The following is a 14,769-nucleotide window of genomic DNA, read 5'->3' as shown; positions in this document are numbered from 1 at the left end:
GTCGTTCCGCTTGATTTGCCCTGCAAAAGCGCGATCTCCGCCGACAACGGGGTCGCTTTCCGAAAAGCAACGCTTTATAGATGCGCGGGTTTGGGCAAGGCGCATCTTTGCGCAGGAAGCAGGAAGAGACAAATGACGAACGTGGTCGTGATCGGTTCGCAATGGGGTGACGAAGGCAAGGGCAAGATTGTCGACTGGCTTTCGGAGCGCGCGGACATCGTTGTCCGCTTCCAGGGCGGCCACAATGCCGGCCATACACTCGTCATCGACGGCATCAGCTACAAGCTGTCGCTGCTGCCTTCCGGCGTCGTGCGGCCGGGCAAGATGGGCGTCATCGGCAATGGCGTCGTCGTCGATCCGCATGCGCTGCTGGCCGAAATCGACAGGCTCGCGGTCCAGGGCGTCAAGATCACCCCTGAAAACCTGCGCGTTGCCGATAATGCCACATTGATCCTGTCGCTGCACCGCGAACTCGATGCGCTGCGCGAAGATGCTGCCAGCAACAGCGGCACCAAGATCGGGACCACACGTCGCGGCATCGGCCCTGCCTACGAAGACAAGGTCGGCCGCCGGTCGATCCGCTTCATGGATCTTGCCGATCTCGAAAGCCTCCCGGCCAAGGTCGACCGTATCCTGACGCACCACAACGCGCTACGTCGCGGTCTCGGTGTTGCCGAGGTCAGCCATGAGACCATCATGGAAGAACTGACATCGGTCGCCGACCGTGTGCTGCCGTTCCGCGAGACCGTCTGGCTTCTTCTCGACAAGGAGCGTCGCCGGGGTGCGCGTATCCTGTTCGAGGGCGCACAGGGGTCACTGCTCGATATCGACCACGGCACCTATCCCTTCGTGACATCGTCGAACACCGTTGCAGGGCAGGCGTCGGCCGGTTCCGGCATGGGGCCGGGATCGCTCGGTTATATCCTCGGCATCACCAAGGCCTACACCACCCGCGTTGGCGAAGGGCCGTTCCCGACGGAGCTGACAGACGAGATTGGCCAGTTTCTCGGTGAGAAAGGTCATGAATTCGGCACAGTTACCGGGCGTAAACGTCGATGTGGCTGGTTCGACGCGGCGCTGGTGCGCCAGTCGGTCGCCACCAACGGCATTACCGGCATCGCTCTGACCAAGCTAGACGTGCTGGATGGACTGGAAGAACTGAAGATCTGCGTCGGTTACATGCTCGACGGCGTGCAGATCGACCACCTGCCGGCAAGCCAGGGTGCGCAAGCCCGGGTCGAGCCGGTTTATATTACGCTCGAGGGTTGGAAAGAATCGACCGTCGGCGCCCGCAAATGGGCCGACCTGCCAGCTCAGGCAATCAAATATGTGCGACAGGTTGAAGAGCTGATCGGTGCCCCGGTAGCGCTTCTTTCGACCAGCCCGGAGCGCGACGACACCATACTTGTGACTGATCCGTTTGAGGATTAATGTCGCGCCAACGATAAAACGCTGTTCGGCCTTACTGCTGGACATCACGAGAAAGTACTGATGGCGGATTTTGTAGCAGTCATCCGACGTGCCGTAGATGGCTTGTCCGACAATACACCCGAAATGCGGGTGAAAGTTTATGCCCGCGCTCGCGGTGCCGTACAGCGCCAGCTGGAAAGCATGAAGCCGCGACCGCCGGAGACGATGCTGCAGCGCCAGCTCGAGAAACTCGAAGCCGCCATTCGCGACGTCGAGGCAGAGCATGCCGAAGCCGGAGTGCCGCCTGCAATCGCCGAGGAAGCTGCTGCGGAGGAATTTCACGCCCAGCCGGCCGAGGCCTATCAGCAGCCGGAACCGGTGGCGGAGCATGTTCCAGAGCCAGAGCCAGTACCAGTACCAGTACCGGCGGTGCAGTCAGAGCCGGCAGCAGCGATACATGAAGAGCCTGTAGATATCGAGGAACCGGCGCCCGTCGCGGTTGCCGAGGTGCACCACTTAGAAGAGAGTGCTCATCCGGACACCTCTCCGACCGTCGACGATAATTGGCGCGCCGAAGATGAATGGCAGGCGGATAAAGAGCCGCAGCCTCTGGAAGCGCTGGAGGCCGTTTACGAAGCGCCCGAGCACGAGCGTTATCGTGAGCAGGTCGAGCCGGTTGCCGTGGAGCCCGTGCATGCCGAATGGCAGCCGGAGCCGGAGGCATATCACTCCTCTTCCGTCGACGAGGTCCCACGCGAGGTCCACGAGCCGGCGCCGGATCTGGATGCGGCCGACCACACCGGCTACGGCATCACCGAGACCCATAGCGATCCCGCTCATTCGGACAATGCCGGCCATTTCGACGACGTCTGGGCGAAAACCGCAACCCCGGAACCAGAGGACGCTGGCGCGCCGCATCATGAGTGGCCAGCGCCGGCTCCGGGCGGACAGCCGGCACCAACGGCTATTCCCGTTCACTATCCGCCGGATGTGGGCTTTGCGGCTGAAGAACATCCCGCCGCCCGCATGCGGGATGCCGCCGAACACGTCGCCTGGGAAGCTGCGACGTTCGACGATCTGCCGCCGGTAAAATCTGCTCCCGTTGCAGAGGCTGCTCCTGTCAAGCAGGTCCCGCCGACGCCTGCCGGTGATTTTGACGATGTCGACCTGTTTGCCGATGTCCACGGAAAGGTGGCCAAACCTGCCGCTCAACCCGGGCAGTCGGACGGCTGGAACGAGATCAAGGAGCTTTCCGGTTACGAGAAATTCGCCGCCGAAACCGATTTCAGCGATTCGGTACCGTCGGATCTGGGGCAGGTCAGTGTCGCTGGGCTTCAGGGCAAGAGCTACCGCATGGAGCCGAAGCGCCGCCGCTTTGGTGTCGCAGGTATTCTCCTTACTCTGGCTGGTGTCGCTGTTGTCGCCGGCGGGGGTTATGCCGCCTGGATGAACCGTACCGCGCTCAACGAGATGGTCGCCGGACTGGTGAGTTCCGCACCGAAAAATGCAACGGTTGCAGACAAGACCGCAACACCGGCAGCGACCACGCCTGTCGCCACTAAGCCGACGACGCCGGAAACTCCACCGGTTGACGACGGCAACACCGTCAACAGCAAATTTACCCAGCGCCTGATGGCGGATGGCAGCGAGGTGGATGCAGGCGTGCCTCCTGTCCCAGGTGGACCGGTCGCCGCCGAGGGCAAGTCCATCGCCCAGCAGAATGTTGCAGCTGCGACGCCGCCACCGGCTGCGGCTGCTGCCAATCCATCCGTACCGGCTCCCGCATCCGCGCCGCCGGCACAGGCTCCGACGCCTGCGCCGACAGCTGCTGCGCCTGCGCCGGCCCCCGCACAGCCGACCGCGATGGTTCCGACGGCTACGCCGCCGGCAGCGACGCAGACGGCGACTGTCGGCACGGGTGAGAAGATGTTCTTGTACGAAGAACGTCTTGGCCAGACGTCGCCGACCGCGATCGAAGGTACGGTGACTTGGAGCGTCCATGAGGACAAGGGCGACGATGGCAAGCCATCTCCGACTGTCCAGGGCAGCATCAACGTGCCTGAGCGTGGCATGACCGCGCTGGTGACGTTCAAGCGCAACAGCGACCCGTCGCTGCCGGCCAGCCATCTGATCGAACTGGTCTTCTCGCTGCCGCCGAACTTCGAAGGCGGCGCCATCGACAGCGTCCAGCGCGTGGCGATGAAGGCGACCGAGCAGGATCGTGGCGATGCGCTGATCGGTGTGCCGGCCAAGATCACAGACGATTTCCACATGGTGGCGCTGAACGACTTCCCGGATGCCCGCAAGACCAATCTTGACCTCTTGCGCAACCGCAACTGGATCGACATTCCGATCACCTACCGCAACGGCCGTCGCGCCCTCTTGACCATGGACAAGGGCACGACCGGCACGGACGCCTTCAACAAGGTAATCGGCGAATGGGCCGCCATTGCCGGTCCTAGCGGCCAGTAACGAACGGATTTCCAAGCGATACAGAAAAGGCGGGTCCGAACGGGCCCGCCTTTTTCAGTTTCAACCATCCGGTCTGCGGACCGGATGGTTATGCTGTCGCTTCCACGACGCGCAGGCCCTTGGCGCGGTCGAGGGCGTCCTTGCGGACAGCCTCCTGGACCTTTTCAAAGGCGCGCACTTCGATCTGGCGGACACGTTCGCGGCTGATGTCGAATTCGGACGACAGGTCTTCCAAGGTCACGGCATCTTCGGACAAGCGGCGAGCCTCGAAGATACGGCGTTCGCGGTCGTTGAGCACGCTCATTGCGCGGGCCAACATGTTGCGACGTGTCTCGAGTTCGTCCTGTTCGATCAGTACCGCTTCCTGGCTCTCGTGGTTGTCCACCAGCCAATCCTGCCACTGGCCGCCTTCGCCTTCCGCAGCCTTGATCGGCGCATTCAGCGATGCGTCGCCCGAAAGGCGGCGGTTCATCGAGATGACCTCCTCCTCGGACACTTTCAGCGTCGTGGCAATCTCGGTCACCTGGTGAGGCTTTAGGTCGCCTTCGTCGATCGCCTGGATCTTGCCCTTGAGGCGGCGAAGGTTGAAGAACAGCCGCTTCTGGTTGGCGGTCGTCCCCATCTTCACAAGTGACCACGAGCGCAGAATGTACTCCTGGATCGAGGCCTTGATCCACCACATGGCGTAGGTGGCCAGACGGAAGCCGCGTTCCGGATCGAACTTCTTGACGGCCTGCATAAGGCCGACGTTGCCTTCGGACACGACTTCGCCGATCGGCAGGCCGTAGCCGCGATAGCCCATGGCAATCTTCGCCACCAGACGAAGATGGCTTGTGACAAGCCTATGGGCTGCCTGACGGTCGGCGTGCTCGGCATAACGCTTGGCGAGCATGTACTCTTCCTGCGGTTCCAGCATCGGGAACTTGCGGATCTCGTCAAGATAGCGATTGAGGCCGGTCTCGCCGGCGGTAATGGATGGCAAGTTATTGCGGGCCATGAAGCACCCTCCTTGTTGGAAACCAGCCCCTTCGATACGCCATTCAACATGGCGAAAAGCGGGCCAGCACGTGCGGTTCTGGCAGACCCCGCACTAAGTCTAGTTATAAATAAGTATGACGAAACTGGGATTCAAGAACTGTGTCACGCATGTGTGACCTGTGAGATGCACCAAAGGCCAATTATTATTGGCGATTTCGAAATTATCCAGCGCATAACCGGCATGCTGGCGAAGATCTTGAACAATCAACGCGTTTATAAGCTCTGCGCGGTCGGATGTCCAGATCCATGCACTATTTGCGGAGAGCCTCGGCCAGCTCCAGCATATCGTCGGGCAGAGCGGCTTCGAAATGCAGGATTTCGCCGGTGCGTGGATGTTCGAACTGGAGCAGGTACGCATGCAGCGCCTGGCGCGGGAAGCGGGTGACGATGTCCTTGCGTTCATCCGCCAAAAGGTTCGCCTTGGTGCGGAAACCGGCGCCATACACTGTGTCGCCGAGCAGCGGATGACCGATATGGGCCATGTGAACGCGGATCTGGTGGGTGCGGCCGGTTTCGAGGCGGCAATCCACAAACGCGGCTAGCGCCGTCGCATCCGGCTGCTCGTGGAAGCGTTCGAGCACGGTGTAATGGGTGATCGCCTCGTCGGAATCCTCGCGGTCAGGCTTTTGAACGGCGCGTTTCGTGCGGTCGCCCGTCGAACGGCCGAGCGGCGCATCGATCGTTCCGTTGAGCTGGCGCGGCCGGCCCCAAACGATGGCGCGGTAGGCGCGTTCAAGCGGCATCGTCCGACCGTGATCGGCAAACTGCGCCGACAGGTGGCGGTGCGCGATGTCGTTCTTGGCGACGACCATGACACCGGTGGTGTCCTTGTCGAGGCGGTGGACGATGCCGGGACGGCGGACGCCGCCGATGCCAGACAGGGTGTCGCCGCAGTGATGGATGAGGGCGTTGACCAGCGTCCCGGTCCAGTTGCCGGCGCCGGGATGAACGACGAGGCCAGCGGGCTTGGAGATGACGATGAGGTCGCTGTCTTCGTAGAGCACGTCGAGCGGAATGTCCTCGCCCTGGGGTGTCGGATCTTCCGGTTCCGGCATGGTGATCTCGAAACGCTCGCCCGGTCGGACCTTGCGCTGCGGATCGGTCATCGGTTCGCCGTTGCGCAGCACAGCCCCTTCCTTGATCAGCACCTTGACGCGACTGCGCGAAATGTCGTCGCCGAGTTGCGCGGTCAACCAGGCATCGAGGCGGCCTTCTGCGGCTTCGTCGGCGATCAGCACTTTGCTAATGGCATCGGCTTCTTTAAAGGGGTCGTTCAAACGCTTCTCTCCGGCGAGATCAAGAACAGGACGTATTCATGACAAGTCTCAAGCCAGACGACCAGGACGAAAAGCCTCTCGATCCGGCAATGGAAAATGTGCGGCGCAAGATGGTACGGCTGATGATCGTCTCGGGTGCCGTCATGGTGGTGAGCCTTATGGCGGTGTTCGGTGCCATTGTCTACAAGGCGATGCGGCCGGCGGCCAAGGCTGTTGCGACGAGCGGCGTGCCTTCGGATGCTCCGGTTTCGTCCTCGGTGGCGCTGCCGGCGGGCTTTTCTGTGCAGTCGGTCAGTCTCTCCGGCAACCAGATGCTGTTTTACGGCGTGACCATGGCCGGCCAGCGACAGGCGATCGTGTTCGACTACGGCGTTGGCCGCATCGTCTCGACCGTCTCGCTGCCGACGCCCTGACGGATAGCCCGATGAGCGAGGACCGGCTGACCATCATCGCGGATGCCGACGATCCGCGCATCGCCGAATTCCGCGATATCCGCGAGCGCGACCTGACCGGCCGTGAAAGCCGCTTCATTGCCGAGGGAACCGTGGTGCTGCGGCTTCTGGCCGAGGCGCACCGGGCCGAGCGCGGCTTCGTCGCTGAAAAGGTGCTGTTGCTGCGCAACCGAGCGGCGGGACTTGCCGACATGATCGCGGCGCTGCCGCGTGATGTGCCGGTCTACGTGGCGGAGGCGCCGGTGCTCGATGCCATCGTCGGCTTCCATCTGCATCGTGGTGTCCTGGCGCTCGGGCGCCGTGTGCTCACGGACGATACGGTTGCCTTCATCGACAGTCTGCCGAAATCGACCCTGCTGCTGGTCGGGTGCGGCATTTCCAATCATGACAATGTCGGTTCGATGTTTCGCAATGCTGCGGCCTTCGGTGCCGACGGTATTCTTCTGGACGAGACGAGTTGCGACCCGCTCTATCGCAAGGCAGTGCGGGTCTCGGTTGGCTCGGTGCTGACCTTGCCCTATTGTCGGGCCGGCTCCAATCTTGCCATTCTCGACGCGCTCGATGCCCGTGGCTTTGCCATCTGGGGGCTTTCGCCACGCGGCGAAACGTCGATTGCCGTTGTGCCGCCATCGGAGCGGCTGGCCTTGGTGGTGGGTACGGAAGGGCAGGGATTGCCTCGGTCCATCCTGTCGCGCTTCCGGACCGCGCGCATTCCGCAGGCGCCGGGGCTGGACAGCCTCAATGTGGCGACGGCCACCGGCATTGCGCTGTATGCAATGGCATCGTCGGCCGGGCGGATCTAGAGCGACGGTTTCTCGAGCAGTTCGGAGGCGCGATCGGCAAGGCTCCTGCGGTCGCCGCTGTCGCTCTCTCCATTTTTCTCGAGCAAGGCATGGATGGGCGACTGCTTGCCCTCGGTAAGCGCCGTAAGCGCTACCATGCTGGCGGCAATGGTGGCGATCTCTTCGCGCAGAGCCCCATCCTGGGCGGTCGAGCGGGATTTGAGCAGCCTGTCCGAGAGGGCCGTGCTGCGATTGCGGGCGTCGTCGGCGAGCACCGCGATGTCGGTTCCCAAAGCGGGTTCTGCGTCATCAGCAACGGTGTCAGTGTCAGCGGTTGCGCTACTGGTGGATTTCACGGTTTTCGTCCCATCGGCTGCGGTCACTTTCGCCGGTCCTGCAGCACCTCTCGACGACTTCGCGGCTTCCCTGGCGTCGATCGTTGCCATCTTCAGTTTCTGTTTGAGGCGCGTCACTTCTTCGACCCGGCGCGCGATAAGGTTTTGCTGGTCGGCGTTGGATGCGACTTCGCGGCTTAGTTTTTCCTCGAGCCGGGTCACCTTGTTCTGCTCCTCGCCGAGACGCATCTCGGCTTCGGTTGCGCGCCTCGTAAAGGTCTCGAGCTCACTGCGCGCCGCATCCCTTTCGGTGCGAAGACCATTGAAGCGGACACGCAGGTTCTCGATCTCTGCTTCGCGCGCGGCAAGGTCGATCTTCGTGTTGTCCGCGTCGACCGCCATCCTGTCGATGCGTTTACGCAGGCTGTCGAGATCCGCTTCCTTCTCTGCATGGGCCAGCTCGGAAATGCGCAAGGACGACCGCAACTGGCTGATGCTGCTCTCCTCGCGGCGCAGGCGTGCCCGCAAGTCGCTCGCCTCCACGCTCATATCGTTGATCTGGGCGTGTAGCTGTTCGTTTTCCGTCGCCAGCCGCCCGGCTTCCTTTTTTACAACTTCCTGCGCGATTTGAAGAGCGATGCTCTTTTCCCGCTGCCGGGAGAGGGCCTGCTCGGTCTTGGCATTTTCTGCGGCATAGAGTGCCCGTGCCATGTCTTTTTGGGCACGTACTTCCTGGGCGCTCAGGGGCATCGTGGCGCGCAGGCGCTTTTCCGTGAAGTGGACGATGCGGCGATGGATGGCGGGCGCCACCATGCATACGAGGATCACCGCCGTCAGAAAGCCTAAACCGAACAGTAGCGCAAATTGTATCACGGCGCGGCAATCACCTGTACTTGGGCATAGAGCGGAGGTGGAAATTAAGCAGGAAGCCTGCCATCGGGCAAGCTTCATGTCTGTGCGCAGTCAATATCGCGGTAGGGGTCGCCCGGTCAGAACGGGTTCCAGGTCGGTTGCGGCGTGACCTTGAGATAGCCGAGGTTGAGGCCGAGACGGGCGCCGATACCGGTGCGGATCGGCACGACGACGATGTTGTTGTTTTTCAGCGCGGTCATGCCGACGCCGGCGATAACGAATGCCTGTCCGCTGATGCCTCCGAAGCGGGTGTAGATGGCTTCGGTATTGGCAAGGTTATAGACCAGCATCATGACGCGGGTGCCCTGGCCGCCATAGTCGAAGCCGAGCGAAGGACCCTGCCAGTACAGCGGGTGCTCGCCTGCGTTCTTGGTGTTGAGCTGGCCCTCGCCATAGGTCAGGCCGGCGATGAAGGCGCCGGAGCCCTCCTGTCCGAGGATATAGCCGTTCGGCAGGCCGTAGCGCTCAAAGGCGGTCTCGACAACCTTGGCAAGGCCGCCGCTGGTGGAGCCGAAGAAAGAATGGCCGGCGTCGATGATCTCCTGAACGGTGTACTGGCCGCTATTGGGCGCTGCTTCCGCCGCGCGCATGGGCAAGGAAACACTGACGAGGGCGGCGAACGCAGCCACCATTCCGAGGCCGAATAGTCTGCGTAGGATTTGATTGCGCATAGGCTCATCCGTTCATCTCAGTGGGCGCAAAGCATGCGCCCGACGATGGCCGCATTTTGCGTTGATCCTCTTAACAATCGGTTTACCAAATATGGTGTCTTTATGGCGCAACAGATGCCGAAACTGGTAATCCCCGTGCAAACTTGCCGTGGCAATCTCAGGTCATGAAACCTCGCCCGGCATACAGGAGACAATGAATGTCAAGAAATCCGAATCTGACTTTGAATGGGACGGATCTGGCCGCGCTCCTGTGCAGCCGCGTTTGCCACGATGTCATTTCGCCCGTCGGCGCCATCAACAACGGACTGGAACTGCTGGACGAGGGTGGCGCTGATGCGGATGCCATGGATCTCATCCGCACGAGCGCGCTGAATGCCTCCGTACGGCTGAAGTTCGCGCGCATCGCTTTCGGTGCATCCGGGTCTGTCGGTGCTTCCATCGATACGGGCGAAGCCGAGCGCGCCGCCAAGGACTTTGCCGAGGCCGAGAAGAAGGCAACTGTCGTCTGGAACGGACCGCGGGCGATTGTCGCCAAGAACCGGGTCAAGCTGCTTCTCAACCTGTTCCTGGTCGCCTATGCGTCCATCCCGCGCGGTGGTACGATCGAAGTGACGCTCGAAAATCCCGAATTCGACGCGAAGTTCACACTTGTCGTCAAGGGCAAGCTGATGCGCGTTCCGGCAAAATTTGCCGAGATCTGCAATGGTGTCATCGAGGAAGCGATCGATGCCCACTCCGTGCAGCCCTATTACACCGTGCTGCTGGCCGACGAGAGCGGCATGGACATCACCTATACGGCAACCGCCGAAGAGATAACCTACGTCGTAGAAATGCGGGCCGCTTAACCCTGCGTTGCGCTAACGGGGGAAAGTAACGATTTCTTTAGCGTCGAGCCACTATCGTCTTTCCCGAAGACGCGTTCCTTGGACAGTGGTTCGATGCAAAGGAGTTGCCCATGCAGCGGTTCATGATAGCCGACACATCCGACGTCGTGCGCAAGGTCGGCATGCGCATCCTGTCCGAACTCGATTTCCTCGTTAGCGAGGCATCGAACGCGCACGAAGCGCTAAGCCGCTTCGAATCCGGTATTCCGCACTATATGATCGTCGATGCTGGCATGGACGGCGCGCTCGAGCTTATCGCCGCGATCCGCGCCATGCCGGAGGGCAAGGACGTCAAGATCTACTACTGCGTCGTCGAAGCCGATCTCAAGAAGCTGATGGCCGGCAAGCGGGCAGGGGCGACCGATTTCCTGCTGAAGCCATTCGACCGCAAGATCCTGACTGCCGTGTTCGGCAACCGCGCCATCGCCGCCTGACGATCAGGCACGCAAGTTTCCGATCTGCTTCGCCCGAACGATTGCCACTAAAAATCCCGCTTCGTTGCCGAGGCGGGATTTTTGATAGGTGGCAGTGGTCGGGTTCCGTCGGGTAGCTCAGGCGCTTTCGGCGTAGCTGCTGCTTTCCGGTTCGCGCAGCACATAGCCGCGGCCCCAGACTGTTTCGATGTAGTTCGCACCGCCGGCCGCATTGGCGAGCTTCTTGCGAAGCTTGCAGATGAAAACGTCGATGATCTTCAGTTCCGGTTCGTCCATGCCGCCATAAAGGTGGTTCAGGAACATTTCCTTGGTAAGCGTCGTACCCTTGCGGAGCGAAAGAAGCTCCAGCATCTGGTATTCCTTGCCGGTCAGGTGGACGCGCTGGCCGCCGACTTCGACGGTCTTGGCGTCGAGGTTGACGATCAGTTCGCCCGTCGAGATGACCGACTGGGCGTGACCCTTGGAGCGACGGACGATCGCATGAATGCGAGCAACCAGTTCGTCCTTGTGAAAAGGCTTTGTCATGTAATCGTCGGCACCGAAGCCGAGACCGCGAACCTTGTCCTCGATGCCGGCCATGCCGGAAAGGATGAGGATCGGTGTCTTGACCTTCGACAGACGCAGCGTACGAAGAACTTCGTAGCCAGACATGTCTGGAAGGTTCAAATCGAGTAGAATGATATCATAGTCATACAGCTTGCCAAGATCCACGCCCTCTTCACCGAGGTCGGTCGTGTAGACGTTGAAGCTCTCCGATTTAAGCATCAATTCGATGCTCTGCGCTGTCGCGCTGTCGTCTTCAATGAGTAGAACCCGCATAATATTCCCCTTTACCGCCGCCGAAAGGTCGAAAGCCTCCTACGCGATACCGATTCAACCACTGCCTGATTTGAAAGCTGCCACGGAATGGTTAACAAATTCTGATTCCATCTGGCAAGCTGTATCGACTTTATTAAATATTTTTCTCACTTCCCTGATTTTCCACGTAAATCAGCATTCCGATTTTCTTAACTTCTACATTAAGAAAATAAGCCAACTGATTCTTTTGAATCGATAATGCCTTTGTTTCGATTTCGTCCGAGGTATTTACCGACCCTTAAATGATAGGGCCTATCATTAACGATGCCCGTAAACGAAAGGTTACCAGAGGTAGCTTTTTGTTAACGCCGCCGGAATTTTTTTGTCCCATTGCGATTCAAATCGAGGTGGGCGGGTAATGTGTAGAGATCCGGGGTCTCTCATCACGGGAGTAATGCGTATGAAGTCACGTGAGAGCCTAGTCCGTCTGAAAGAGTTCCAGGTAAACGAAAAACGTCGCCAGTTGCAGCAGTTGCAAATGATGACAGCGGAATTCGACAGGATGACCAAGGATCTGGAAAGCCAGATCGTCTTGGAAGAGAAAAAGTCCGGAATTACGGACCCGAACCACTTTGCCTATCCGACTTTTGCCAAGGCCGCGCGGCAGCGTGCGGACAACCTGCAGGTCTCGATCCGGGAACTGCGGACGCAGGAGGAGGCCTTGGAAAGCACTCTCGAAGAGATGCAGGCCGAGTATGCCAAGGCGGCAGCGCTGGAAGAGCGTGACGGTGGGGCGAGAGCCCGCGCCTGATCGCATCTTCGCTGGGGTTTGCGAAAGTTACCGCGAAGAGCCGTGCATGACTGGCCTGTTGGCCAGCCATGCACGGTTTTTGGTGTTTTCCGACCGTTCGCCATTTCGGGTACCGTTGCGCCCCATGCCGGCTTCAGGCTATCGCTGCACCCGCAGCATCGTCTTGGAGGGATCGGGTCATGGATATCAGGAGCGTCAGGGCCGTTCTCCTGATTGCGGCGCCGTTTTTCCTGGCCTTGGGCCTGGTCTTGCCGCTGGTGCGTTTCGACCGGCTCTACTTTTTCAGCGACACTCCGTCGTTGCTTGGCATCGTCGCATCGCTCTGGCAGAGCGGCAACGGTGTGCTTTCGGCGGTCGTGGCGGTGGTGTCGATCGGGTTGCCGATCGTGAAGCTCGTGGCCCTGGCGATGGAGGCCCTGCCGAGCGATGGCAGGGGCGGAGGCGCAGCATTTTTCGAGCGGGTCGTCCCGCAACTTTCGCGCTGGTCGATGATGGATGTGATGCTGGTGGCTGTTGTTATCGCGGCTGCCAAGACCAGTGGTCTCGCGAGCGCTTTCACGCAGCCCGGTCTCTGGTTTTACGCGGGCTCGACAATAATTTCGGGCCTCCTCCATTTCCTCCTGAGGAATGGATCGGGCCCGAAAAAATAGGTTTTGCGAAGATCAGGTTATCGCGTCAGTGGCGATATTGCTGGATGCGCGTGGTGCGCAGGCCGGCAAGACCGTGGCTGCTGATGGAGGACTGCCAAGACAGGAACTCCTCGACCGTCAGCGTATAACGGTCACAGGCTTCTTCCAGGCTCAACAGGCCACCGCGCACAGCCGCGACAACCTCTGCTTTACGGCGGATGACCCAGCGCCGCGTATTGGGCGGTGGCAGGTCAGCAATCGTAAGGGGGCTGCCATCGGGGCCGATGACGTATTTCACCCGGGGACGTATCATTTCGGTCATTGGACTCTCTACACACACTCAAGACCACTTCCAGGACTGTATCTCGCCACATTTAAAAATTGACTAAGCCCTCAGTAACACTTTGATAACAATTTTACGGAGTGTGGCTCGCAGGTGATTTGCAGCGGCGTTCCAATGGCCGCGGACTGCAGCCAAGTCCTTACGTTTGCGCGGAAACTGGCTGATTCGCGGGATTTCTTTTAAGTCGCTAATTCAGTATTTTGTGGTTTTAGGCCGCAGCGAACAGCCGAAATTATTTTGTATTTTTTCAATGGCATCCGGCTGATCTCTCAGAGATTGGCGCAAACCGGTGGATCGTTGAGCCTGCTTTCCGGTGCGGAGGCGAGGTCGAGGCATGTGTTCGGTACCAGCCGAGCCATCGGCCGGCAGTTTTTGGATCTGCCGGCCTCTCCGTTAATTTCTCAAAGCCGGACTATGGCTATCTCCGTTTTACCGGCACCGAAATCGTATTGCGCCGTGCCGGAATGAAGCAATGTGAGCAGATCGCCGGCATTAAGGCCCGCCAGTCCCACGCCGCTGTGGCGAAAGGGATTGCTGCTCGCCGCGGCACTGGCGGTGGCGAGGGTGGTGGTGCCGTTGGCGACAAGGCTGACGGAATGCTCACCGGAAGTGAGGATGCTTGCGCTCAATGATAGGAGATAGAGACCTGCGGCCGGCACCACGAGGCGATTGCCGAGGCTGCCACCGAGGCTGGCGCCGAGTGCGAAGCCGCCACGTGCGGCGCTCAGCTGGGTAAAGCCGGTCTGGCTGCCGCTCGACGGTGTCAGCGCGCCGACGGCGAGCGATGCACGCGCGGCCGGTTGTTGCGGCATGTCGACGATGCCCTGCGGCGACACCGACAGCCCGGTCTGCCATGTCCCACCGTCCGGGCTGACCTTGATGGAGAAACTGTCGTTGCCCGCCAGTCCCATTTCCGCGCGCCCAGACCAGCCGGTCTGGAAGAGCAGCGAGGCAGTGTCGCCAGAGGAGTTCTTGTTGACCTTGATCTGGTGGCCGTTGCCGGCATTGTTGAACAGCGTCGCAGCTGCGCTGACGGTGAGGCGGTTGGTGGCATCGGCAGACGCATTGATGCCGAGCGCCGACATCGTGCCCTCGGACGGAAGGCTCATCTCGCTCCAGATGCTGTCTTCAAGGACGCGAAGTCGGTTGTCGACCTTGAACCAGGCGCGCCAGCCGGTGCGCGGCTGCAGGAAAATCCAGGCTCCGTCCTGCCTGAAAGCCAGCTGTGCCGATTTGCCTGACCAGATGCCTGTCGCCTCCGAGGCGACGAGATAGCAGTCGCCCTCGCTGATGGGGTCGGGCGGCGGCGATGAACGGGTTGCGGTGATGGCGAGCTGGACGATGGCATCCAGCCGCTGCAGCGTTTCGTTATGGGTGACGTGCTTTTGAGCCTGGGATGGTAGGATATAGGGCAGGGACAGGTTGGCGGTCTGGTCTGACATTGGCATCTCCCGCGGTGTGGGCCGGAGCTTTCAGGTCAGCTCGCCGGCGTCATTCACCGTCGAGTTTAAAGCCGATGGA

At 60.6% G+C, this 14,769-nt stretch carries 15 protein-coding genes; 8 read left to right on the top strand and 7 right to left on the bottom strand.

The window, feature by feature from the left end:
- Positions 1–132 precede the first annotated feature (132 nt).
- The gene (locus PR017_RS11175; protein WP_111222499.1) at positions 133–1,431 is read left to right on the top strand and encodes an adenylosuccinate synthase; all 1,299 of its coding nucleotides are present in this window, start codon (positions 133–135) and stop codon (positions 1,429–1,431) included.
- A 60-nt stretch (positions 1,432–1,491) separates the two neighbouring features.
- A complete protein-coding gene (locus PR017_RS11170; RefSeq protein ID WP_111222500.1) occupies positions 1,492–3,882 on the top strand; it encodes a hypothetical protein in 2,391 nt (796 codons plus the stop codon).
- A gap of 88 nt (positions 3,883–3,970) precedes the next feature.
- Here the strand turns inward: PR017_RS11170 and rpoH are convergent, their stop codons facing one another.
- Both rpoH and PR017_RS11160 read right to left on the bottom strand, forming a co-directional pair.
- A complete protein-coding gene (rpoH, locus tag PR017_RS11165; RefSeq protein WP_111222501.1) occupies positions 3,971–4,879 on the bottom strand; it encodes an RNA polymerase sigma factor RpoH in 909 nt (302 codons plus the stop codon).
- Between the two features lie 292 nt (positions 4,880–5,171).
- A complete protein-coding gene (locus PR017_RS11160; RefSeq protein ID WP_111222502.1) occupies positions 5,172–6,197 on the bottom strand; it encodes an RluA family pseudouridine synthase in 1,026 nt (341 codons plus the stop codon).
- A 38-nt stretch (positions 6,198–6,235) separates the two neighbouring features.
- On the opposite strand from PR017_RS11160, the gene PR017_RS11155 reads away from it, so the two are divergent.
- Together PR017_RS11155 and PR017_RS11150 are read left to right on the top strand one after the other, a co-directional pair.
- Entirely contained in the window at positions 6,236–6,610 is a 375-nt protein-coding gene (locus tag PR017_RS11155) for a hypothetical protein (protein WP_111222503.1), read from the top strand.
- Positions 6,611–6,621: 11 nt separating this feature from the next.
- Positions 6,622–7,452, top strand: a complete 831-nt coding sequence (locus PR017_RS11150) for a TrmH family RNA methyltransferase (RefSeq protein ID WP_111222504.1) — start codon at positions 6,622–6,624, stop codon at positions 7,450–7,452.
- Here the strand turns inward: PR017_RS11150 and PR017_RS11145 are convergent.
- Entirely contained in the window at positions 7,449–8,639 is a 1,191-nt protein-coding gene (locus PR017_RS11145) for a coiled-coil domain-containing protein (protein WP_111222505.1), read from the bottom strand. The genes PR017_RS11150 and PR017_RS11145 overlap by 4 nt on opposite strands.
- Before the next feature lie 116 nt (positions 8,640–8,755).
- A complete protein-coding gene (locus PR017_RS11140) occupies positions 8,756–9,268 on the bottom strand; it encodes a DUF1134 domain-containing protein (RefSeq protein ID WP_224127810.1) in 513 nt (170 codons plus the stop codon).
- 278 nt (positions 9,269–9,546) lie between these two features.
- Between PR017_RS11140 and chpT the strand changes: the two genes are divergently transcribed.
- Together chpT and PR017_RS11130 are read left to right on the top strand one after the other, a co-directional pair.
- On the top strand, positions 9,547–10,194 hold the full coding sequence (gene chpT / locus PR017_RS11135; RefSeq protein WP_111222507.1) for a histidine phosphotransferase ChpT: 648 nt from the start codon (positions 9,547–9,549) through the stop codon (positions 10,192–10,194).
- 110 nt (positions 10,195–10,304) lie between these two features.
- Entirely contained in the window at positions 10,305–10,667 is a 363-nt protein-coding gene (locus PR017_RS11130) for a response regulator (RefSeq protein ID WP_111222508.1), read from the top strand.
- Positions 10,668–10,784: 117 nt separating this feature from the next.
- Here PR017_RS11130 and ctrA read toward each other — a convergent pair whose 3' ends face one another.
- The gene (gene ctrA, locus PR017_RS11125; protein ID WP_111222509.1) at positions 10,785–11,486 is read right to left on the bottom strand and encodes a response regulator transcription factor CtrA; all 702 of its coding nucleotides are present in this window, start codon (positions 11,484–11,486) and stop codon (positions 10,785–10,787) included.
- A gap of 439 nt (positions 11,487–11,925) precedes the next feature.
- Here ctrA and PR017_RS11120 point away from each other — a divergent pair, with 439 nt between their 5' ends.
- Together PR017_RS11120 and PR017_RS11115 are read left to right on the top strand one after the other, a co-directional pair.
- The gene (locus PR017_RS11120; RefSeq protein ID WP_111222510.1) at positions 11,926–12,276 is read left to right on the top strand and encodes a flagellar export protein FliJ; all 351 of its coding nucleotides are present in this window, start codon (positions 11,926–11,928) and stop codon (positions 12,274–12,276) included.
- Between the two features lie 179 nt (positions 12,277–12,455).
- Positions 12,456–12,926, top strand: a complete 471-nt coding sequence (locus PR017_RS11115; RefSeq protein ID WP_111222511.1) for a paraquat-inducible protein A — start codon at positions 12,456–12,458, stop codon at positions 12,924–12,926.
- Between the two features lie 25 nt (positions 12,927–12,951).
- Here PR017_RS11115 and sciP read toward each other — a convergent pair whose 3' ends face one another.
- Entirely contained in the window at positions 12,952–13,227 is a 276-nt protein-coding gene (sciP, locus tag PR017_RS11110) for a CtrA inhibitor SciP (RefSeq protein ID WP_111222512.1), read from the bottom strand.
- Between the two features lie 422 nt (positions 13,228–13,649).
- Positions 13,650–14,690, bottom strand: a complete 1,041-nt coding sequence (locus PR017_RS11105) for a DUF2793 domain-containing protein (RefSeq protein ID WP_111222513.1) — start codon at positions 14,688–14,690, stop codon at positions 13,650–13,652.
- Positions 14,691–14,769 lie beyond the last annotated feature (79 nt).

It is taken from the genome of Rhizobium tumorigenes, from assembly GCF_003240565.2.
GTDB classification, from domain to species: domain Bacteria; phylum Pseudomonadota; class Alphaproteobacteria; order Rhizobiales; family Rhizobiaceae; genus Rhizobium; species Rhizobium tumorigenes.
The sequence above is the reverse complement of the archived record's forward strand: the minus strand, read 5'-3'. Positions and strand labels throughout refer to the sequence as shown.